Raw genomic sequence first — 20,772 nt, forward strand, 5'->3', positions numbered from 1 at the left:
CGAACGTAAGTAGCAGCAGATGCCGTTTTGACCGTCATAACGGCATCTGCTCTACCCAGTTGGGCTGGCGGTAAACAGTCCCGCCAGCACGGAGCATGCAGCACCCCTGGCCAGCGCTTCCGGATCTGCAATGGCTGTATCAAACAATGGAGGCGGAGTATTCGCGTGGTCGTACTGAGTCAGGAAGGCGTGCTTGGTCTGCTCGGCAAACCTCCCCAGGTCGGCTTCAGGAGCGAAGCCCACCACAACCTGTTCGGGCCCAAGAACCTTGGCCGTGTTCGCCATACCGATCCCCAGGTGGAGGGCTGCGTCGGCAATCAGGCCGGAATCGACGTCGGGGTTTATCTCGCGGTCCTGGCCGCTTCGCTCCAGTTCCCGCTGCATACCCCAGAGGCTGCCCCGGGTTTCGAAACAGTCTTCCGCGCCGCAGTGGCACAGCCTGGCCGGCCCCGGACTGGTAATCGCCCGCGAGTGCGCGAAGCCGCCCGCGGAACCATTGAAGCCACGCTGGATACGGCCTTCAACCACGACGGCGGCGCCCAGGCTGGTACCTACGCTGAAGATGAGCATCTCGCGGCCTGCGAAAACATCGTCGAAGAGCAGCCCGCGCGTGTAGGCGTTGACGTAGCTGTCGATGATCACGAGGTGGTCCGCAGCTTCTTCGAGGAGCGCTTGAAAGGTGATGTCCGCCCAGCTCATTGCCCCGCTGTGCCGCACCAAGCCACTGGCTTGATCCACCACGCCGGACACGGCCGCCCCCACCCCAATGAGTCTGGACGCCTTGCCTCCGGCTGCAGCGTGCACAGCCCGTGCCACGGCTGCGGCGGCTTCGGTGGGTTCAGTCGACGCCAACGGCTCGCTATGCGTGGCAACCACGTCACCGCGCAAATCGACTACGACGGCGTGCGCTTCCGTGGCAGACACCCTCACGCCTGCGGCGAAAACGGCTTCCCGTCCGAGCTCCAGGAGGCGCGCCGGCCTGCCCCCCGTGCTGGGGGCAATCTCGGTTTCCACCAGCAGGCCAGAGTGGATGAGCTTGCCGGTGATTCCGGTGACGCTGGCAGCGCTCAACCCGGTTTGACCTGTGATGGTTGCCCGGGAAACGGGCGATCGGGTCCGCACGACGTCGAGCACCAGCGCCTCGTTGATCTCGCGGATCAGGGCCTTGCTGCCTGCGCGTGGCTTCATTTCTGGTGGCTCCTGTTGTTGCGCCGCATGGGATCCCACCCATTCTGGCATTCGTAGCGCCGTTCGTTTCACACTCTCCATCATACTTACTTTAGTCATTGACAAAAGATATTGAAGCTGGCAATCTCGACCCATGAACATCAACAACGGCGTTGCATCAACACCATCGCCACGCAACCCAACCCGGCTGAGGATTCTCCTGAGCATCCCGGACGCGGAACGGGCGGCCTTCATCTCCCCCGAAACCCGGGCAGTACTGAACGAGCTCGGCGAGATCACCGAAATCGCCCCTGCCGAACTCCAGTCAGTGGATGCCTTCGCAGCCGCGGCGTCAGACAAGGATGCATTCATCACCGCGTGGGGATTCCCGCGTCTCGACGCCCAGCACCTCGCCCTGGCTCCGCAGCTCAAGTGCGTTGTCCACGCCGCGTCATCACTGCACGCTCTGGTAAGCGACGCCTTCTGGGCCACCGGCATCCCCATCAGCCAGGCAGGAGCCGCAATGGCTCCCGCGGTCGCAGAGCTCTCGCTGACGTTCACGCTGAATCTGCTCCGACGCGTCCACCAGCTCGACCACAGCCTCCGCACTGGCGTCAATTGGGACGACGCCCGGAACGTCCCGCGGGCCCGCGAAATCGCTGGCGCTCGCATTGGCGTCGTGGGAGCATCACGCACCGGTCGCCGGTACATCGATGCCTGCCGGGCACTTGGCGCAGTTGTCCGTGTCTACGATCCGTATCTTCGTAAGGATGATCCGCTCTCGGCAAGCTCCGCCACCCTCCACGAGGTGATGGCCACGAGCGAGGTGATAGCCGTCCATGCCCCGGCCACCAAGGAAACCGAAGGGCTCATCGGCGCCGCCGAACTCGCTTTGCTCCCTGATGGTGCCGCGTTCGTGAACACGGCCCGCTCCACGATCGTGGACATGGAAGCCCTCTACAAAGAGGTTCATTCAGGCCGGATCGATGCTGCGCTGGATGTCTTCGACGAAGAACCCCTGCCTGCCGACGACCCTTGGCGGTCGCTGCCGAACGTCCTCCTCACGCCCCACCTTGGTGGAGCCACCGTGGACTCCAGGCGAAGGGCCGGCGGAATCGTGGTGGACGAACTCCGCCGCTTCATCAGCGGCGATCCCATGGAACACGCCCTCACCCGGACCGACCTCGAACGGATGGGCTGAACATGCGCAACATCCTCCTGATCCACTGCCACGACCTCGGCCGCTTCCTGGGCACCTATGGAGTGGAAACCGTCTCCACCCCACACTTGGATGCCTTGGCCGATGAGTCAGCGCTCTTCGAGCAAGCCTTCGCAACTGCTCCCCACTGCAGTCCAGCCCGGGCTTCACTGTTCACCGGCACGTATCCACAGAACAACGGAGTCCTCGGACTCACGCACGAGCCCTTTGGCTGGGATCTGAACGAGCCGTCCCAGCACGTCGCCTACAGGTTAAAATCGGCCGGCTATCAAACCGAGCTGGTTGGCGTGCACCACGAATCGCGGGTTCTGGCCGATGAGGTGGTGGCCAGCCGGCTTGGGTTTGACCACGCCCGTACGGGAGGCGCGCGGGACGTCGTCGTGAGTCGCGCAACTGACGCGCTGCGTCGCATGTCCTGCAGCGGCCGTCCCTTCTACCTGCAGGTGGGCTTCACCGAACCGCACCGCGTGCAGTCCGAACGCGACCGCCCGGGCGTGATGGGTTTCCTGGCCGACGGCGTGGAGCCGGACGTCTCCTTGGGACACACCGTTCCAGCCCACTTGGTGGACGACGACGGTGCGCGCGAGGAAATCGCGGAACTGCAGGGCGCCGTGAAGCACATGGATGAGGGCGTCGGCAGTATCCTGGCGGAACTCGATTCGCTCGGCCTGCGCGAGGAAACGCTGGTGGTTTTCACCACCGATCACGGCCTTGCGCTCCCCCGAGCCAAATGCACCCTGTACGACGCCGGACTCGGCGTCGCGTTGATGATTCGCCACCCCGGAAATGCGGCGTGGTCCGGGAAACGCTTGGCGGACATCGTCAGTCACGTAGACGTCCTGCCCACCTTGCTTGAGCTGGCTGGGCTGCCGCTTCCGGAGGAACTCGCCGGGACAAGCCTCCGGCTTGCGGTCGAAGCAGACGAATCGCCACGCAGTCACTGTTTCAGCCAGCTGACCTACCACACGTACTACGACCCCAAACGGTCAGCGCGGACATCCACGCACAAGCTGATCGTCAACTTCTCCAACGCACCACGCGCCATGGATCCCACACAATCGTGGATCCACCGCAGCCTGCCGGCAGACCTGGGCGGGCCAACCATCGGCACCAGCCCGGCGGTGGAACTCTACGACCTCACCACTGACCCCGACGAACTGGACAACATCGCCGGAAATCCGGACCAGTCGGAGATCCTCCGGGACCTCTCCGCTGCTCTCTTCGACTGGATGCGGGAATGCGCCGATCCGCTCCTCACCGCCCCCGCAGCAGCCAGCCGCCACCAACTCGCGCTCGACGCGATCCAAGAAGCCACCCTCACCCGAAAGTAGCCACCATGTTCACTCGAAAGATGCACCGCACCGCTCTGGCGACAGCCGCCGTCGTCGCCGCCGCCGCTTTGACGCTCACCGCATGCGGTTCCACCGGTTCCTCAACGTCCGACGGCGGCCAAGCCACCGGCAAGGTGACGCTCTGGATGTACCCCGTCATCAAGGACGAGACGGCCGGCAAGAAGTTCTGGCAGGACACCGAGGCCAGCTTTGAGAAGGCCAATCCCGGAATCGACCTGACCATCGAGCTTCAAACGTTCGACAAGCGGGACGCCCAAATCTCGGCGGCGCTGGCTGCAGGTTCGGGACCCGACGTCGTTCTCATTACCCCCGACCAGGCTGCCACCTACCGCAACGTCCGCGGTCTGTTGCCCGTGGACAAGGCCGTGGAGCAGGACAAGGACAGTTTCTATCCCGGCACGCTGGAGGCCGCGACGTTCGACGACGAACTGTTCGGCGTTCCGCTGTTCCAGAACATCAACACCACCGCATACAACACCAAGATCTTCGAGGATGCGGGGGTACCGCTGCCCAAGACCTGGGACGACCTCCGCAGCGCCGCGCCGGTATTGGCGAAGAAAGGCATCGCCGTGATGGATTACGCCGGCAGCCCCGAACAAACATTGAATCTGTCCTTCTATCCGTTGCTGTGGCAGGCAGGTGGCAAGGTGTTCACGGATGACGCCAAGGACATTGCGTTCAACTCGGAGGCCGGCGTCTCGGCACTGCAACTGCTGATCGACCTCAAGAAGCTCGGTGGACTTCCCGTGGATGCTGCCACGGACGGGCCCAAGGTTGAAGGTGCGCCGATCGCCACCGGAAAGGCGGCCATGCGCGCCACAACCTCGCTGCCGGAATTGAAGCAGATGCGGGCCGCGCTCGGTGCCGAAAATGTTGCCTTGGGCGCTCCGCTGAAAGGCAAGGTCCAGGCCACCTACGGCAACCCCGGGCTGCTCGCACTAACCTCCATCAACAAGAAGGAAAACCGCGAAGCTGCCTACAAGGTAATGAGCTACCTGAGCTCGGCTGAGTCCCAGAAGGCCCTCAACGCCGCCGCCGGCAACCTGCCCACGCGTACAGATGCCGCCGCCCTCGGCACGGATGCCGATTCACTCGCCATGGCAGAGGCTTTGAAGTCCGCCAACCCCGGCGAACCGTCTCCTGTTGCACGCCAGGTCATGGGTGCCCTCGCACCGAACATCCAAACGGCCCTCCGTGGGGATGTCAGCGCCAAGGAAGCCCTTGACCGGGCTGCCAAAGAAGCCCGCGGCATCCTGCAGCGCTCGGCATCCTGAGTCCAGCCCAACCACCGATTGGTCACCCCATGTCTGTAAACACCCGCACCAGAAGCACACTGGCCGGCCGACATCCTGAGCTGGCGGCGCCACCGCTCAAGCCGTTTGGGGCCAAGAAAGCCCGGAGCCGCGAGGCACTGGCCGGCATCCTCTTCGTCCTGCCCACCCTGGTCATTTTCGGCCTCTTCAAGTTCCTCCCCATCTTCGGGGCAGGCGCCATGAGCCTCACCGAGTACAGCCTCAACGGCGACTTCGAATTCCTGGGAGCAGAAAACTACACACGCTTGGCTGCTGATCCGAACTTCTGGCAAAGCCTCAAGGTGACGTTCCTGTACGTGGCGATCTTTGTGCCGTTCATCATCAGCCTCTCACTCGCCGGGGCCGTGCTCCTGGACAAACTTGTCAGGTTCACCGGCACTTTCCGGGCCTTGCTGTTCATTCCGTATCTCAGCTCGTTCGTCATGGCGGGCATCATCTGGACGTGGATCTTCTCCACTGATGGTCCGCTGAATGCTGCACTGGGCGGCCTGGGCATGGGCCCCGTCCCTTTCACGTCCGGACCCCAACTGCTGGTCCTGTTGTCCCTGTCCGTGGTCTCCGTGTGGAAGGGCTTCGGCTACTCCATGCTGATTTTCCTGGCCGGACTCAAAGCCCAGCCCGCTGAAGTGCACGAGGCTGCGCGCATTGATGGGGCCGGCGCCTGGAAATCTTTCTGGTACGTCACGCTCCCGCTACTGAAGCCCGTGGTGTTCTTCGTCCTGGTCATCGAGACAATCGTCGGATTCCAGGTCTTCGACACCATCTACGTGATGACCGGAGGCGGACCCGCCCGGGCCAGCCACAGCCTCATCTATTTCCTGTTCGATGAAGGCTTCAAGTTCTTCGACTTCGGCTATGCATCGGCCATCGGCGTGGTGCTGTTCGTCATTGTGCTCATCCTGTCGCTCATCCAGCAGCGCTTCTTCGACGGTAAGGACTCCAAGTGACTGCCACTCTGCCTGCTCCCGCCAATGGCCGGCGCCCCGCCCGGCGTCCTGCTCAGGGCCCCGCCCGGCGGAGTACCGAGAAGCGCCGCCAGCGCACCCTAACCTGGGTGCTGGCGGTGATCTCGCTCTTCACTGTTGCACCCCTCATTGCCGTGGCCGTCCTTGCGCTCTCGCCCACGGACGCCCCGACGCTTCCCTATGCGCTGCCGTCGTCGCTGACCTTGGACAACATCGTGCGCATCTTCAACGTGGGCGAGTTCCCGCTCTGGCTCTGGAACTCGTTCCTGTACTCAGCAGTATCAGTGGTGGTTGTTCTGCTCACCGCGTCCATGGCCGCCTACGCCCTGGCCCGCAAGAGGTTCCCTGGACGGAACGCCCTGCTGTGGGCCATCATCGCCACCATGATGGTGCCCGTTCAGGCCACCTTAATCCCCACGTTCATCCTCATCTCCAAGATGGGCGGCGTGAACACCCTCTGGGGCCTGATCCTGCCTACTTTGGCCAACGCCCAGGCGATCTTCCTCATCCGCCAGTTCGTGCGGGACATGCCCGAGGAACTGTTCGACGCCGCCCGAATTGACGGCGCCGGCGAATGGCGGACCTTCTGGCAGATCGTGCTCCCATTGATCAGGCCCGTCCTGGCAACTCTGGCGATCTTCGTCTTCCTGTGGCATTGGAACGACCTCCTCTGGCCCCTGGTTGTGGGACAGTCGGACGCCGCACGGACGTTGACCGTGGGCTTGGCAACCCTCAACACCGAAACCGCCTCCACGTCCGACGTCATGGCCGCAACACTGGTCAGCTTCATTCCGTGCCTGGTGATCTTCGCCCTCCTGCAGAAGCACATCGTCGCCAGCATCACGCACAGCGGGGTGAAGGGATGACTTCCGGTACGCCCATCCGTTTTGGCCTCATCGGTGTCGACTCCCCGCACGCGCCGTCGTTTACACGGCTCTTCGGCAATGGTTTCGACGGCGTGGTCCCCGGGGGTACGGTGACGCACGCGTGGAAGGGGGAATCAGCGTCGGACTTTCCGTTGAGCCGCGACCGCATCGACAGTTTCGCGGACGAGTTGAGTGGCCTCGGCGTCATCATGTGCGATTCGCCGGAAGCCGTGGCTGAGGCCTGCGACGCTCTGCTGATCGTGTCCTCCGATGCACGGACGCACCCGCACTACTTCGAGCGCGTGGTGAGATTCGGCAAGCCGATCTACGTGGACACGCGCTTCGCACCGACTCTCGCTGAGGCCCGGACCATGCTCGCCCGGGCGCAGGCCTCCGGCGCTCCGGTCCTGGCGGGGTCCCCCAAACGATTCACACGTGAATTCCAGGCGGCTCTGCCCGGAGGGCCCTGTCAGTCTGTTTCCTTGGACGGTCCCCTGCCTACCCAGCCCGGCCACCCCGGCCTGTCTTGGTATGGCGTGCACTTGGTGGACCTCGCAGTGGCCGCACTCGGCACCGGTCCAGAGGCAGTAACCGTCGACGCCGGGAGGCTGGGTTCTGCGGACAACGCCACCACGGTGACGGTCCGGTGGGGTGACGGTCGCGTGGTCGCTTTGACGGGCGGCGCAGAGTGGAGTCCCTTCACTGAGGGGCGTATCGAATCCCGTGAAGGCACTGCCCATTTCTCGATCGAGGCAGGACCATCCATGCTGGTGGGCCTGTTGGAAGGGATCGTGAAATCCATCCGCAGCGGGACACCGAACGTCCCGTTGGGGGAAATCCTCAGCATCGTGGCAGTTGTGGAAGCCGCCAACAAAAGCCTCGAAACCGGAGTTCCCGTGTCAGTAGGAAGCAACTCATGAGCCAAACGACAATCCTCGCCCTAAGCGGCACGGTGAGGATCGGCGTCGATATCGGTGGGACAAAGATTGAGGCCGTCGCCATCGATCCGGACTGCAATGTCCTCAATACCGTGCGGCGTCCCACTGGAATTGGGAACGAAGCCCTGCTCAGCTCCCTCTTCGGCGTCCTCGAAGAGTTGCGTGGCGCGGAAAGCCTGGCGGACTGCACCCTGTCCGGGCTGGGGATCGGGATTCCGGGAACCGTGGATACGGCGACCGGGTATGTAGCGAATGCCGTGAACGTTGGGGTTGCCGGGTTGGAGCTCGGCGGCTTGGTGGAAGCTGAACTTGGGCTGCCTGTCACGGTCGAGAACGACGTCAATGCCGCCGCTGTCGGCGCCCACCACTTGCTGGCCGACAGCGCCGCATCCGGGTCAAGCGCCTACCTGAACCTGGGCACCGGCTTGGCCGCGGGCTACGTGAACAACGGCGTTTTGGTCCGGGGCGCTTCCGGGGCGGCTGGCGAAATAGGGCACCTCCCCCTCGGCGTCCACGGCGAGGAATGCCCGTGTGGTCAGCGGGGTTGCCTTGAGCTCATCGCCTCGGGATCGGGCATCGCCCGCCAGTGGACTGGCGAAGGCCAGTGGCCCGCCGTCGCACTTTTTGAAGCAGCACTCGACGGCGACCCCCGCGCCCAAGCTGTCCAGCATCGGTTCTTCCAAGGTGCCGCGACGGCGGTCCGTATTATCGGACTGGCTTACGATCCGGCCTCCATCTACATCGGAGGCGGCTTGAACGCGCTGGGACAACCGCTGCTCAGCGGCATCCGCCATGAGCTGGCCTGCTTCGGCGCAACGTCACCATTCCTGGCCGGCCTGGCCTTGGGTCACCGGGTGCGCTTGGTCCCGCCCGGGCTCCCCATCGGATCAGTGGGCGCGGCGATTCTCGCTACCGCCTGACAATTCTCCCCCGGCTTCATATCCGCGCGAGCCGCAACCGACAAAAGGAAACACATGGCAGAAGTAATCATCGTCCGCGACCAAACCGAGGCCGGAAGCGTGGCTGCTTCGATCTTCGCGCAGCAGATCATCGCAAACCCCGCCACCGTGTTGGGGCTCGCCACCGGTTCAACTCCGCTGTCCACCTATGCGGAACTGGCCAAGGTGGTCCGCCTCGATCGGATCGACGTTTCGGACGTGCGCGGGTTCGCCCTGGACGAGTACCTCGGCGTCCCTCCGCAGCACCCGGAAAGCTACCGCTCCGTCATCACCCGCGAAATCGTGGAGCCGCTGGGACTAAACCCGAATCATGTGTTCACGCCGCGAGGCACTGGCCCTGATATCACCCAGGCTGGAGCGGAGTACGAAGCCATGATCGTGGCGGCCGGCGGCGTGGACATCCAAATCCTTGGCATCGGTTCCAACGGCCATGTGGGGTTCAACGAGCCCGGGTCCTCGTTGGCATCCTCCACACGCATCAAGGCGCTGGCCGAACAAACGCGGAGGGACAATGCCCGGTTCTTCGGCTCACCCGAAGAGGTCCCGACGCACTGCATCACCCAAGGCCTGGGAACCATCCTCCGGGCGCGGCACCTGGTGCTCCTGGCCTTCGGAGCGAACAAAACACAGGCCGTTACTGCCGCACTTGAAGGGCCGGTGTCCTCGGCAGTTCCGGGCTCGGTCATTCAACAGCACCCGCGCGCCACTGTGATCATCGACGAAGCGGCTGCGCAGGGGCTGGAGCACGCCGAGTATTACCGGCACGCGAGGCGATCGGCTCAGGAACTGCAGGCAGCAGGTTTTTAGTGGGGCGCGCTCCTTCTGCTCGCCATCATCGCCCTGAGCGTGGTGCGGGGACAGGCGCAGCGCGTACCGCTGTCGAACGCTTGCGCCGCAGCACTGTGGTTCACGGACTAATTTGCGAGCGTCTCCTGGCAGGCGTTTCGCTGTTCCTCGACTGGTTCTACCCATTCAAGGGCCGCGACGAGGTGCCCTTCGTTGGGCAATGCCTGTTGCTCGGCCGCTGGGAGTTTGTCGTATGTATAGGCCGCGACGGCCATGGGTGAGGTTGAGCGCCCGAGGCTGTACCTTACGCTGCGGTCGTTCTTGGTGCCGCAGATCAAGATGCCAATCGTTTCGTTGTGATGTTCACGGCGAAGCATGTCATCGACAAGGGCAACGTAGAAGTTCAGTTTGCCGGCGTACTCGGGCTGGAACTTTCCTGTCTTGAGCTCGATGACCACATACCGGTTCTGGTCCATGTGGAAGAACAGCATGTCGATGTAGTAGTCGTCGCCGTCGACATCGAAGTGGACCTGCCGGCCAACGAACGAAAATCCGGGTCCTAGTTCCCGCAGGGTTTCGGTGATTCGGCTGGTCAGGGCCAGTTCCAAGTCCCGTTCGGCGACTTCCCCCGAAAGGCCGAGAAACTCGAAGCTGTAGGGGTCCTTGGCGACCTGCTGGGCCAGCTCAGAATCCAGTCCAACAAGCCGTTGGACAAAGTTCGACGGCGCCGCGCCGGTCCGTTCCAGGGTCCTGTTCATGATCATGTTCAGGAGGACGTTGCGCGACCATCCGTGTTCAACTGCGGCGCCGGCGTACCAATCTCTATGCTGTCGAGTGTCTGCCTTGTCCAGAAGAACGGTGACATGCCCCCACGGCAATTGTGCAACGGCTTGTTGCACAATTGGGTCCGGCCATGCGGCCGCAAAGGCTCGCATGTAAAAGAGGTTCCGTCGCGACAGGCCCTTCATCTCCGGGAACTCTGCCCGGAGATCTTCAGCCAGGCGCCCCATGACGCCGCTCCCCCATTGCTCGACCTGCTGGCGCTCCAACACAGTCTTCCCGATCGACCAATACAACTCGATCAGCTGTGTGTTGACGGTTCGAAGGGCGGTCTGACGCGCGGCCCGGACCCGTTCCTTAAGCGCGGCCAAAAGATCGGTGTAGCCTGCGGGCAGGGCCAGGGCGCGCGAATCAGTCATGCACGCAACCCTATTGGTCTCCACTGACATTCAGCCCCAGAGCAACCCACCTACTCCTCATCCTCCCCCGTCACCGTCGATTCGCGGATGATCAGCTTCGGGGCCAGGCTCACGCGACGAAGCGCAGGCGACAGTGAAGGCCCGGTCTTGCCAGCGAGGCGTTCCATGCACATGGTTACAGCCGCATGCCCGACGTCGCGTTTGGGCGGTGCAATGGACGTCAGCGGAACAGGCGCGAGCTCCGCTACTTCGTCGTCGTAGGCCACAATTGCCAGGTCCTCCGGGATGTCCATGCCGGCTTCCTCGGCGAGGTTGATCAGCGTGATGGCTTCTTCGTCAGGAAGCACCAGCGCAGCATGCGTGCCGGTTCGGCGGCACTCGTCCAGGAACTGACCAAACTCTTCCTGGTTGTTGCCCGCGCCCATGGATCGAACATATTCAAGGACTGGCGCGTCGGTCTCCAGGCCCAGTTTCGCCACCATGCGTGTGTGACTTTCAATGAGCCAGGGCGCCGTGGGGCTCGTTGCAATGGCCAGGCCGATCCTCCGGTGACCCAGGGAAGCAAGATGCTCGATGGCAAGCTCAGCACCATAGCTGTGATCGGACATTACGGACTCGAACACCCGGCTTGAACGTTCCACGAGTACCACCGGGACCCGTAACCCGGACAACAGCTCAAACGTCGGTGAACCGGTTTCAAGTGGCTCGGCAGTCGCGAGCAGTATCCCGTCCACGGAGTTTGCCACCATGCGTTGAAGTTGCCGGTATTCGTCTTCAGCAGAGTAGTTGCTAACCCCAAGAATGAGCCGCGCATTCAAGGCCCGGGCTGCAGCTTCAGCGCCACGAATGACATCGGGGAAGTAGTAGCCGGTGATCGGAACGATGAGGCCCAGGGTTGCGAGCGGCTGGCGGGGGCGCCGGTGAACAGTGTCACCGGGCCGCTCCACCACCGTCCGGACCGCTCCGCCATGGACACGCCGCAACAAACCTTGGGCAGCGAGGTGCGTCAGATCGCGACGGATGGTCATGGTGGATTGGCCGCTCTTCTCGGCGAACTCGTTGACGGTCAAGGTCCCGCGCAGCTCCAATTCACGGAGTATCTTCTCGTGGCGTTCCCCGCTGAGCATGCCAATCCTCTTCCGGAATCCCAATGTTCAAACAAGCATAAATGACCGAATACAAACAACGTTGTGGGCAACTACTACTGCGGCTGATCGTCAATCCGCACCAGGTTCCGGCCGCGCATCGTATAGAGATAACCATCCTCGTCGTTGGTGATGTGCGAGCCGCTGTACCAGCCGCCGTCGATGTCGGCCACTACTGTGACCAGCTCGAAAGTCTTGGAATCAAAGCGGAAGACGTTGGTATCGGACACACCGTAAACCGCGCCGCGATTGGTCACCAACGCAGCAAAGCCGGTGCAAACAGAGCTAATGTCCGCCTGGTGCACAACAGTGCGTGTCCGCAGGTCAATAACGAAAACGCGCCCCGTCCGCACGATCCCATAAAGGAAGGGACCCTGCACGGCAAGGGCCGAGACGCCAGCGCCGAGTCCAGGATCGATGCGCCACAGTTCCTTGCCCCTTACGGGGTCGAATGCCACGACCGTTCCGGGCCCCTCCGTACCGGGGCGTCCGCCGCCAAGGTAAGCAACGCCGTCGTGCGCTGTTACCGCGCGGACCAGCTGGACGGCGTCTACGGGGTTAAGGAAGAACCCGGTTTTTCCGGTGCGCGGATCGTACGTCCACAGCGAACCGCCGCCCTCAGTGTCCGCCTGCGCGCACACCAGCACGAGCTTGTTGACCTCATCCCAGTGAACGTCCAGCGGGCGGTTTTGCTCGGAGGAGAACTTGGCCACCTGACTGATGGGCTCGCCGCTGCGGGGGTCGTAGCTCCAAATGCCTTGGGAGCTGTACTGACCAGTGTAGAGAACGTTATCCACCACCACGGCGTCTTTCGCTTCGCCGGGAACGGCCATGTTGGTGACTTGGCCGTTCTTTAGCGACCGGCGCGAGATAACGCCGTTGCCGCCGACGTAGACCAGGCCGCCTCCGGCCGCCAGGCCCATGGCTTCCTGCGCGTCCGACGGCGCCCCGGCCTCGCCGAGGTCCGTGGTCTTGGCCGTTCCGGCAAAAGGGTCGATTTCCGCGACGAAACCGAACGCGGAGGTGACCAGAAGTTTGCCGTTCAGGGCGTCCACGCCCCAGATTTCGCCGAGTGACGGCCCGTTAAACGGCACCGCCGCGATGGAATTCGTCGCTAGAGAATAGGCCAGCAGGCCGGTTTCATTGGCGAAATAGACCTTGTCCCCCATCGCGGCAAAGTTCTTGGCTGTCTTTCCGACTGACGCGGCGATTGCGTAAGAGGACGGATTGGCCACGCTCATGGCGGCGATCTTGGAGGTGGAGGTGGACGCCGCGGAGCTCACCATCAGCTTGTCTTCAAAGATCGCCAAGTCCCGGATGCTGGGGTCTGCAGCCATCTCGGCCGGCGTGACATTGGTGAAGGTCTTGGTGGTATGGCTGTACGCGTAGAGACAGGCGCGGCTGGCGCTGCCTCCACCTCCGAGCGTGCTGCCGGCACCGAAGAAGACGGTCGAATCCGTCGCCGCGACTGCGCGGGCCAAGGTGGCCCCGCCGTCCGGAACGCCCAGGTTGGTGACCAGCCCGGTGGCGGGATCGTATTCCCACAATGCCGGCGCCGTGCCGCTGCCGCCGCCAACCGCGTAGAGGCGTCCGTTGGGTGCCACGCTCATGTCACGAACGTCGCGGTCCCCAATGCGGCCGATCGCTGTGGCCTTGGTTCCCAGGTTGGTCAGGTCCCATCGGAACAGGTTCGGCTTGGGTCCCGTGGTGTTCTGCAGCACGCCGGCGTACAGGTATCTGCCGGACGCGTCGGCGGCCAGGGTTTGGATGGAATAGCCGTTCTCAAGCTCGGTCACTCCGGTGACTTTGCCGGTGGGGACGTGGAACGCCACGATGCGTACCGGGTCCAGGTTCCGCGAACCAATGTAGAGGGTGTCGCCCACCAGCAGCCCGCTCATCAACGAGAACTGTACGACGCCGGGCCCCAGGTCCAGGATTTCCGTCGTCTTTGGCTTGGACGCCAAAAAGTTGGAGGCCGACGCCGGTTGTCCGGCTGCCATTCCGAAGGCGGCCACGATCGAGGCTACTCCGCCGGCCTGCAGCACAACTCTCCTGCTGATATTCGATTTCTCCATGGGAATCCCTGTTCTTACGTAGTAGCTGTTCTGGGTGGTGCCCAATGAGGGGTATCCAGAACTAATAGCAGCGCCAAACGAACAGCGTCCAGCTTTTCTGTTCGTTCAAACAGAAGTTCTTTCCCCAAATGTCCTAATCTTCTTTCAGGCCATGAGTTAGCAGCTTCAGCCGATGTTTGAATTTGTTTGAAACATTGAAGATGTTCGAACTTGCGGATTACATGGGTTCATCGGTGTGGCCCCAACCACACGCCCTCCCTTCGCATCGCAAGTCTTCAAAGGAGAACACCATGAAGCGTCGTTACCTATTTGCAGGCGTTGCCGGCTTGGCCGCCAGCACTCTCCTGCTCGCGGCCTGCGGAACTGGCCCCGGCCCGGTCGCAGCCCCCACTCCCACCGAGGAGCCCTCAGGCAGCATCACCTTCTGGTCCTCATTGGCCGGAATGGACAGAGTGGCCGCAGCGTTCAACGCCAGCCAGGACAAGATCAAGGTCAGCTTCGAAACCATCCCCAACGGCGCGAATGGCGGCTACGCAAAGCTATCCACCGCCATCACGGCTGGCAACGGCCCGGACGTAGCAACCATCGAGTATCCCCAGTTGCCGCAGTTCGTCAGCAACAGCCAGGTGATTCCGCTCGATGGCCTGATCAACAAGGCCGAAACGGTGGACAAGCTCTCGGACGAGACCAAGGCCCTGGTCCAGTTCGGTGACAAGACCTACGCACTTCCGTACGACGCCGCCCCCATGCTCATGTGGTACCGCAAGGACATGCTGGCGAAGGCCGGCGTCGAGGTCCCCAAAACCTGGGACGATTTCGAACAGGCGGGCAAGAAGCTCAAGGCCGTAGCGCCTGACTCGTACCTCGCCAGCTTCAACCCCAATGAGGTAGCTGCAAGCGCCGGGCTGGCTTGGCAGGCGGGCGCCAAGTGGTTCGGCACCGAAGGCGACAGCTGGAAGGTGGGGGTTAACGATGAAGCAACTCAGAAGGTGGCCTCTTACTGGCAGAAATTGATCGACCAGAAGATCGTCAAGGTCACCCAGGCTTACAGCGATGAATGGAGTCTGGACCTGGCTAACAGCACAGTGGTGGGTGTCCTCGGCGCGAACTGGAGTGCCACCGGCATCCAGAAGCGCACGGAAGCCAGCGGCCAGAAGGGACAGTGGATCGCTGCCGAACTGCCCAGCTGGGGCAACGAATCCGGCGCGTTCTACGGCGGATCCAGCTTCAACGTGACCAAGAGCAGCAAGAATCCGGCGGCTGCGGCGAAGTTCGTGGAGTTCCTCACCACCAATCAGGAAGCCATCAAGGCCCGCGGGAACACCGGTTCGGCGTTCCTTGCCTTCCCTGGCCTGACGCCCACCGCCCAGAAGGCCTACGACGCCAGCTACTTCGGCAACGACATCTACGAGGTCTTCAACAAGGCCTACGGCACCATCACGCCGGGCTGGCAGTGGGGTCCCAACTGGGACATCACCAACACTGCCCTCAAGGATGCTTACGGAAAGCTGACCACCGGCGGCACCATCCATGACGCCGTCGATACCGCCCAGGACGCTACCGTTTCCAGCCTGAAGCAGGCCGGCCTGTCCGTCAAAGAGTAGCTAGTAGCCACCAAGCGGGGGCCTCTTCGGAGGCCCCCTGCAAGCTAGGAGAATCCCATGGCCACCCAGGCCCTCACCACCACAGTGCGCCGCCAAGGCCGTGCACTTGCGGGAACCGGCGGACGGACTGCCGCGCTGTTCCTGGTTCCCTTTTTCGCAGTCTTCGCGATCGCCATGATCGCGCCGGTTGTATACTCGCTGGTGCTCAGCTTCCATTCGCAGCAGAAGTCCGGCCTGGGTTTCGGCGAAGCCAAGACAGTGTTCGTCGGGCTTGAGAACTACATGCAGGTCTTCCAGTCCGAAACGTTTGTTGAAGGCATCGCCCGGCTTGGGTTGTACTGCCTGATCTACATTCCCTGCATGGTGGGCGGCGCAGTGGTCTTTGCCCTTCTCTTGGATGCATCTGTAGCCAAAGCCCGAAAATTGTTCCAGTTGCTCGTTTTCCTGCCCCACGCAGTCCCCGGCGTCATTGCCGCACTCATCTGGGCCTACCTCTACACTCCGGGCATCAGCCCCCTGGTCCAGGCGATCCAGGGCGGCGGTATCCAGATCAACTTCCTTGATGCGCACATGGTGCTGCCGTCCATCGTGAACATCGGCGTGTGGGAGTGGACCGGCTACAACGTGATCATCCTGTTCACCGCTTTGCAGGCAGTTCCGCGGGAAATCCTGGAAGCCGCCCGTGTGGACGGCGCTGGTGAGATCCGGGCGGCGGTGAGTATCAAGTTTCCGCTCATCCTGCCGGCGCTGAGCGTCATCATGCTCTTCACCATTATTGGCACCCTGCAGTTGTTCACGGAGCCGTCCATCATTTCCAAGGCCACTGCATCAGTCACCAGCACCTGGGTTCCCAACCTGTGGGCCTATGACGCGGCCTTCATCCGCCACAACCTCAACCAGGCCGCGGCTGCCTCCATCATCATTGCCGGGCTGGCAGCAATCCTGTCCCTGGCCGTCACCCGCCTTAGCTCCAGGATGAACAAATCATGAGCACCTCAACCCTTTCCCGCCCGCCCAGCACGCCTTCTTCCAAGCAAGCTCCACGCCGCACGCGTTCCAACCGCGGCAGTTCCAACTGCGGTGGCGGCTTTGCCAGCAAGCTCACGGTCAACGGGTTGCTGATCATCGGCTCCGCCTACATGGTGGTTCCTGTTCTGTGGCTGGTGTTCGCTTCCACCAAGAACGCGTCAGACCTGTACGGCACCAGTGCCTACGCGTTGGGGAACTTCTCCCTGTTTGAGAACATCGCGGCGGTGGCACGCCAGGACGGCGGCCTCTTCTTCCGCTGGCTGGGCAACTCCGTGATGTATGCCGGCGTTGGCGCTGTCCTCGGCAGCCTGATTTCGGTCATGGCAGGCTATGCGTTCGATAAGTTCCAGTTCCGCTGGAAGGACTCGCTCTTCGGGTTCGTGTTGGTAGGCGTCCTGATTCCGAACACGGCCACGGTGCTGCCCATGTACCTTCTGGCCTCCCTGGTGGGCATGACCAACACCATCTGGGCTGTCTTGATCCCGGTGCTGTGCAACCCCTTCGGCGTGTACCTGGCCCGGGTCTACTCCGAGAGCTACGTTCCGGCTGAAACCCTGGAAGCCGCACGCATGGATGGCGCCGGCCCCATCCGATCCTTCTTCTCGCTCGGCTTGCCCATGATGATGCCGGGCTACATCACCATCGCCCTCTTCCAGTTCGTGGGTGTCTGGAACAACTTCATGCTGCCGCTGGTGATGCTCCAGGACCAGAAACTCCTGCCCGTCAGCGTGGGCATCTCCATCTGGCAGGGCTACTCCGTTCCGCAGCCGGAGTTCACTCCAATGGTCATCACGGGATCGCTGCTATCCATCCTTCCGCTGCTGGTGGCCTTCATCATGCTCCAACGTTTCTGGAAGTCCGGCCTCACTGCAGGGAGCGTCAAATGACCACCAGCAAACTGAACGTCGCCCTGGCGATGGGTCCCGGTGTCGTATCCCGGGTCTTTCCCGCACGACGACTCGAGTCCCTGGCTCCTGAACTGCAGTTGTTGAGCCCGGAGCCTATGGAGGACTTCACATCTCCCCGTTCCCTGAAACTCCTGGCCGATACGGACATCCTCATCACCGGCTGGGGCTGCCCGCGGCTCGATGCCGCCGCTTTGACGGCCGCCCCACGGTTGACCCACGTCCTGCACGCCGGCGGAACCGTCAAGCATCACGTAGGCCCGGAATGCTGGGACCGCGGCATCGAAGTCAGTACAGCTGCTGAGGCCAACGCCATCCCCGTAGCTGAATATACGGTGGCCATGATCCTGCTGGCCAACAAGAGGGTCCTGCAGATCGCGCGGAAACTGCATACGGAAAAAACCGAAGTCGAGCCCGACCAGGTGTTCCCGGACATGGGCAACTTCGGCAAGCGTGTGGGCATCATCGGGGCCTCGAAGATCGGCAAGCACGTCATCAGGCTCCTGCAGCCCTACGACGTCCAGCTCGTCGTGGCCGATCCCTACCTCGACGATGCAGCGGCAGCAGAACTCGGCGTCGAGCGTGCCACCCTGGACCGACTGGTGGCGAGCTGCGACGTCGTGAGTCTCCACGCGCCGTCGCTCCCCTCCACATTCAATCTGATCCATGCGGGACTGGTGGATTCCCTCAAGCCCGGCGCCACGTTCATCAACACGTCCCGTGGCGAGCTGGTGGACCAGGACGCGCTGCTGGCTCGGGTTGAAAGGGGGGACCTGTTCACTGTCCTGGATGTCACCACACCATGGGTGCTCCCCGCCGAATCCAGGTTCTACACGCATCCGAATGTCCTGCTCACCCCGCACCTTGCCGGATCCTTGGGGACTGAACTCGAAAGAATGGCTGTCAGCACCATCGAGGAAGCCCTGCGCATCTCCCGCGGCGAACCATGCCTCCACAGGTTGCAAGCAAAGGACCTCGCCTTCACAGCGTGAGTCGCATCCGCATTCCCACCTGCACATTCAATCGAATGGAGTTACTCCTGATTCCCCAGTGACTACACGCAACAGCGGGAGTAACCTAGTCCCAGTTGCAATTCTGGTCACCTTTCGAGTTCTGGGTTCTGCCGTGGGCTATGTGCGTTCGTCGTTGACCGACCTACTGGGGGTACTTTCTGACGCCGTCACTCCCCAGCGCGTAAGGTTCGACGACGGTTCCCCGGACGCCGTCGTTCCCACCCTTGACGCTCCGGTCACCGTCCATGCAGTCACGCTCAACCGCGTGGGAAGGTCGCGTCGCGATGGCCCGGTCCTGGACCTCGAACTGCGAGTGGCGGTGGAATGCCATGGCCCCGAACAACTGGACAACATGGAGCAACTGCTCCTGGCCGTGGAACGCCACAGCCAGTACTCGGTAGTTTCCACCGGCGAGTTCCGTCCCGAGGAGTACTCCGGAGCCATCAGGCAAGGGCTCGGGTTCCTGGTCCGGATCCCCGTGGCGCTGCGCTTCGAAGAGCCTTCCGGACCGCCAGTCCTTGAGCCACTCATTGCCAAGACTGGTGTTGCCCGCCGAATCCACGGACGGCTCGTGGACGTCCACAACAAAGGCATCCCCGACGCCTACATCCATGCCCATTCTTCCGCCACGGCAGTCGTCAGCGATGCGACCGGCCACTTCGAGGTCCTGGCCTCGGCGGATGAACTCCAGCACTTTGCCGTAGCAGTGAGCGGCACCGAAAGGGAAGTCTCGGCCAGCACCAGCAGCCTGCCGGTCATCATCCGGTGGGTATGAATCCGCGGACACCCGCGGGCAGGAAAGGGAGCGCACCATGGCGAACTACCAGGCGCCAGGCGTCTATGTACAGGAAGTGCCCAGCGGCGCACGTGCCATCGGGCAGGTCAACACCAGCATCGCAGCGTTCGTAGGCGTGGCCCCGGACCAGGACGCCTTGGTGGATGAGCTCCGTGTGCTGGACAACTGGACCCAGTTCGTGGACCAATATGTCGGCAACGCGACGGCGGGCACACCGCTCTCAAACGCTGTTTACGGCTTCTTCTCAAACGGAGGGAGCCGTTGTTATGTGGTGAACATCGGGGCCAACGGCAGCCTCACAGGCACGGCCGCCAAGCCCACGGGCCTCACGCTTTTCGAGGCCGTCGACGACATCTCCATGGTGGCAGCCCCCGGCTTCGCGGACGCTGAATCCTACGCGGCACTGGCGGCGCATGTGGAACACCCGCTCCGCCAGGACCGCATGGCCATCCTGGATACGGTGGAAAAAGTAGACGACGTCGGGGCACTCACCAAGGCCGCGACGTCCGGCGTTCCGGTGGGTGCTCGGGATTCGGGCCCAGAAGAAGAACGGACGACGGCGGACGCTGACTCGGGTGGCGACGCTGGCTCGGGTGACGCCGACGAAGCCGAAGACGCGTCTGAAGAACCAAGAGGGACAGAAGCCAGCGACAGCACGCCGTCGTCTGCATCCTCGGTCTCCTCCGACGCCCCCGACTGGCCCGACTCAACCCGTCCCCCGGCGAGCCGCTCGGCTGAACAGGATACGGAAGCCAGCGAGCAGCAGGACCTCGGTGCCCCGCAATCCCCCGGCGGTTACACAGCACTGTATTTCCCGTGGATCGTGATGATCGATCCCGTGTCAGGGAAAAAGGTGACGCAGCCGCCGTCGGGCCATATTGCAGGCGTGTGGGCGCGAGTTGACGCGACCCGCGGCGTCCACAAGGCGCCAGCCAACGAGCCCATCCAGGGCGCGATCGATCTTGTGCGGCGCGTGAGCCGCGGTGAGCAGGAGGTCCTGAACCCGGCGGGCGTGAATTGCATCCGGTACTTCCCCGGCGAGGGCATCCGGATTTGGGGGGCCAGGACCAAGGCTCCCGAAGCGAGCGAATACCGTTACGTGAATGTGCGGCGCCTGACCAACATGATCAAGGAGTCGGTGGCGGACGGGACGCGCTGGGTGGTGTTTGAGCCCAACGATCACACGCTGTGGAAGTCGATCCGGCGCGACATCGGGGCGTTCCTGACCAACGTGTGGCGGGACGGCGCCCTGCTCGGGACTACTCCTCAACAGGCATTTTTCGTGAAGTGCGACGAAGAAACCAACCCTCCAGAGGTCCGCGACGCCGGGCAAGTAGTCACGTTGATCGGGATCGCGCCTGTGAAACCGGCCGAGTTTGTGATCTTCAAGCTCATGCAGTCGGCGGACAACACCAGCGAGACAGAGAGCGCAGGAGCCTGA

The 20,772-nt window shown here is 62.8% G+C and carries 18 protein-coding genes; 14 read left to right on the forward strand and 4 right to left on the reverse strand.

The genetic code is table 11. The annotated features are described in order from the left end of the window. Positions 1 to 51: 51 nt before the first annotated feature. Positions 52 to 1,188 (reverse strand): ROK family protein, encoded by a 1,137-nt coding sequence (locus AC1DD7_RS04330; protein ID WP_477513954.1) that lies wholly within the window; start codon positions 1,186 to 1,188, stop codon positions 52 to 54. 133 nt (positions 1,189 to 1,321) lie between these two features. On the opposite strand from AC1DD7_RS04330, the gene AC1DD7_RS04335 reads away from it, so the two are divergent. The 8 genes from AC1DD7_RS04335 to AC1DD7_RS04370 are packed head-to-tail and all read left to right on the forward strand — an operon-like array spanning position 1,322 to position 9,586. Then, entirely contained in the window at positions 1,322 to 2,368 is a 1,047-nt protein-coding gene (locus tag AC1DD7_RS04335; RefSeq protein ID WP_477513955.1) for a hydroxyacid dehydrogenase, read from the forward strand. Positions 2,369 to 2,370: 2 nt separating this feature from the next. Next, positions 2,371 to 3,717, forward strand: coding sequence for a sulfatase family protein (locus tag AC1DD7_RS04340; protein WP_477513956.1), 1,347 nt, complete (start codon positions 2,371 to 2,373; stop codon positions 3,715 to 3,717). Between the two features lie 5 nt (positions 3,718 to 3,722). Next, entirely contained in the window at positions 3,723 to 5,012 is a 1,290-nt protein-coding gene (locus AC1DD7_RS04345) for an extracellular solute-binding protein (RefSeq protein ID WP_477513957.1), read from the forward strand. A 29-nt stretch (positions 5,013 to 5,041) separates the two neighbouring features. Next, complete coding sequence (locus tag AC1DD7_RS04350; RefSeq protein ID WP_477513958.1) at positions 5,042 to 5,998, forward strand: carbohydrate ABC transporter permease; 957 nt, start codon at positions 5,042 to 5,044, stop codon at positions 5,996 to 5,998. Continuing rightward, a complete protein-coding gene (locus AC1DD7_RS04355; protein WP_477513959.1) occupies positions 5,995 to 6,882 on the forward strand; it encodes a carbohydrate ABC transporter permease in 888 nt (295 codons plus the stop codon). The genes AC1DD7_RS04350 and AC1DD7_RS04355 overlap by 4 nt, the downstream gene beginning before the upstream one ends. Continuing rightward, positions 6,879 to 7,802, forward strand: coding sequence for a Gfo/Idh/MocA family protein (locus tag AC1DD7_RS04360; protein WP_477513960.1), 924 nt, complete (start codon positions 6,879 to 6,881; stop codon positions 7,800 to 7,802). The genes AC1DD7_RS04355 and AC1DD7_RS04360 overlap by 4 nt, the downstream gene beginning before the upstream one ends. Further along, positions 7,799 to 8,740: an ROK family protein gene (locus AC1DD7_RS04365; protein WP_477513961.1), complete on the forward strand. Its 942-nt coding sequence runs from the start codon at positions 7,799 to 7,801 to the stop codon at positions 8,738 to 8,740. Before AC1DD7_RS04360 ends, AC1DD7_RS04365 begins: the two co-directional genes overlap by 4 nt. Positions 8,741 to 8,794: 54 nt before the next feature. Continuing rightward, on the forward strand, positions 8,795 to 9,586 hold the full coding sequence (locus AC1DD7_RS04370; RefSeq protein ID WP_477513962.1) for a glucosamine-6-phosphate deaminase: 792 nt from the start codon (positions 8,795 to 8,797) through the stop codon (positions 9,584 to 9,586). A 107-nt stretch (positions 9,587 to 9,693) separates the two neighbouring features. Here AC1DD7_RS04370 and AC1DD7_RS04375 read toward each other — a convergent pair whose 3' ends face one another. The 3 genes from AC1DD7_RS04375 to AC1DD7_RS04385 all read right to left on the reverse strand — a co-directional run bounded on the left by AC1DD7_RS04375 (position 9,694) and on the right by AC1DD7_RS04385 (position 13,984). Beyond that, positions 9,694 to 10,764, reverse strand: coding sequence for a PDDEXK nuclease domain-containing protein (locus tag AC1DD7_RS04375; RefSeq protein ID WP_477513963.1), 1,071 nt, complete (start codon positions 10,762 to 10,764; stop codon positions 9,694 to 9,696). Positions 10,765 to 10,814: 50 nt separating this feature from the next. Then, positions 10,815 to 11,891, reverse strand: coding sequence for a LacI family DNA-binding transcriptional regulator (locus AC1DD7_RS04380; RefSeq protein WP_477513964.1), 1,077 nt, complete (start codon positions 11,889 to 11,891; stop codon positions 10,815 to 10,817). Positions 11,892 to 11,965: 74 nt separating this feature from the next. Continuing rightward, complete coding sequence (locus AC1DD7_RS04385) at positions 11,966 to 13,984, reverse strand: NHL repeat-containing protein (protein ID WP_477513965.1); 2,019 nt, start codon at positions 13,982 to 13,984, stop codon at positions 11,966 to 11,968. Positions 13,985 to 14,274: 290 nt separating this feature from the next. On the opposite strand from AC1DD7_RS04385, the gene AC1DD7_RS04390 reads away from it, so the two are divergent. The 6 genes from AC1DD7_RS04390 to AC1DD7_RS04415 all read left to right on the forward strand — a co-directional run bounded on the left by AC1DD7_RS04390 (position 14,275) and on the right by AC1DD7_RS04415 (position 20,772). Continuing rightward, complete coding sequence (locus tag AC1DD7_RS04390) at positions 14,275 to 15,588, forward strand: ABC transporter substrate-binding protein (RefSeq protein ID WP_477513966.1); 1,314 nt, start codon at positions 14,275 to 14,277, stop codon at positions 15,586 to 15,588. Between the two features lie 57 nt (positions 15,589 to 15,645). After that, the gene (locus AC1DD7_RS04395; protein ID WP_477513967.1) at positions 15,646 to 16,578 is read left to right on the forward strand and encodes a carbohydrate ABC transporter permease; all 933 of its coding nucleotides are present in this window, start codon (positions 15,646 to 15,648) and stop codon (positions 16,576 to 16,578) included. Beyond that, positions 16,575 to 17,504, forward strand: a complete 930-nt coding sequence (locus AC1DD7_RS04400; protein ID WP_477513968.1) for a carbohydrate ABC transporter permease — start codon at positions 16,575 to 16,577, stop codon at positions 17,502 to 17,504. Before AC1DD7_RS04395 ends, AC1DD7_RS04400 begins: the two co-directional genes overlap by 4 nt. Next, entirely contained in the window at positions 17,501 to 18,514 is a 1,014-nt protein-coding gene (locus tag AC1DD7_RS04405) for a hydroxyacid dehydrogenase (RefSeq protein WP_477513969.1), read from the forward strand. The genes AC1DD7_RS04400 and AC1DD7_RS04405 overlap by 4 nt, the downstream gene beginning before the upstream one ends. Positions 18,515 to 18,668: 154 nt before the next feature. Further along, positions 18,669 to 19,310 (forward strand): hypothetical protein, encoded by a 642-nt coding sequence (locus AC1DD7_RS04410; protein WP_477513970.1) that lies wholly within the window; start codon positions 18,669 to 18,671, stop codon positions 19,308 to 19,310. A 37-nt stretch (positions 19,311 to 19,347) separates the two neighbouring features. Next, positions 19,348 to 20,772 carry a phage tail sheath family protein gene (locus AC1DD7_RS04415; RefSeq protein WP_477513971.1) on the forward strand — a complete coding sequence of 475 codons (1,425 nt, stop codon included), beginning with the start codon at positions 19,348 to 19,350 and terminating at the stop codon, positions 20,770 to 20,772.

It is taken from the genome of Paenarthrobacter sp. 10L412 (genome assembly GCF_056395565.1).

What these genes read in the sequence shown, in the direction of transcription:
- AC1DD7_RS04330 (WP_477513954.1), bottom strand. Translation starts at nt 1,188, where the DNA reads ATGAAGCCACGCGCAGGCAGCAAGGCCCTGATCCGCGAGATCAACGAG.
- AC1DD7_RS04335 (WP_477513955.1), top strand. Translation starts at nt 1,322, where the DNA reads ATGAACATCAACAACGGCGTTGCATCAACACCATCGCCACGCAACCCA.
- AC1DD7_RS04340 (WP_477513956.1), top strand. Translation starts at nt 2,371, where the DNA reads ATGCGCAACATCCTCCTGATCCACTGCCACGACCTCGGCCGCTTCCTG.
- AC1DD7_RS04345 (WP_477513957.1), top strand. Translation starts at nt 3,723, where the DNA reads ATGTTCACTCGAAAGATGCACCGCACCGCTCTGGCGACAGCCGCCGTC.
- AC1DD7_RS04350 (WP_477513958.1), top strand. Translation starts at nt 5,042, where the DNA reads ATGTCTGTAAACACCCGCACCAGAAGCACACTGGCCGGCCGACATCCT.
- AC1DD7_RS04360 (WP_477513960.1), top strand. Translation starts at nt 6,879, where the DNA reads ATGACTTCCGGTACGCCCATCCGTTTTGGCCTCATCGGTGTCGACTCC.
- AC1DD7_RS04365 (WP_477513961.1), top strand. Translation starts at nt 7,799, where the DNA reads ATGAGCCAAACGACAATCCTCGCCCTAAGCGGCACGGTGAGGATCGGC.
- AC1DD7_RS04370 (WP_477513962.1), top strand. Translation starts at nt 8,795, where the DNA reads ATGGCAGAAGTAATCATCGTCCGCGACCAAACCGAGGCCGGAAGCGTG.
- AC1DD7_RS04375 (WP_477513963.1), bottom strand. Translation starts at nt 10,764, where the DNA reads ATGACTGATTCGCGCGCCCTGGCCCTGCCCGCAGGCTACACCGATCTT.
- AC1DD7_RS04380 (WP_477513964.1), bottom strand. Translation starts at nt 11,891, where the DNA reads ATGCTCAGCGGGGAACGCCACGAGAAGATACTCCGTGAATTGGAGCTG.
- AC1DD7_RS04385 (WP_477513965.1), bottom strand. Translation starts at nt 13,984, where the DNA reads ATGGAGAAATCGAATATCAGCAGGAGAGTTGTGCTGCAGGCCGGCGGA.
- AC1DD7_RS04390 (WP_477513966.1), top strand. Translation starts at nt 14,275, where the DNA reads ATGAAGCGTCGTTACCTATTTGCAGGCGTTGCCGGCTTGGCCGCCAGC.
- AC1DD7_RS04395 (WP_477513967.1), top strand. Translation starts at nt 15,646, where the DNA reads ATGGCCACCCAGGCCCTCACCACCACAGTGCGCCGCCAAGGCCGTGCA.
- AC1DD7_RS04400 (WP_477513968.1), top strand. Translation starts at nt 16,575, where the DNA reads ATGAGCACCTCAACCCTTTCCCGCCCGCCCAGCACGCCTTCTTCCAAG.
- AC1DD7_RS04405 (WP_477513969.1), top strand. Translation starts at nt 17,501, where the DNA reads ATGACCACCAGCAAACTGAACGTCGCCCTGGCGATGGGTCCCGGTGTC.
- AC1DD7_RS04415 (WP_477513971.1), top strand. Translation starts at nt 19,348, where the DNA reads ATGGCGAACTACCAGGCGCCAGGCGTCTATGTACAGGAAGTGCCCAGC.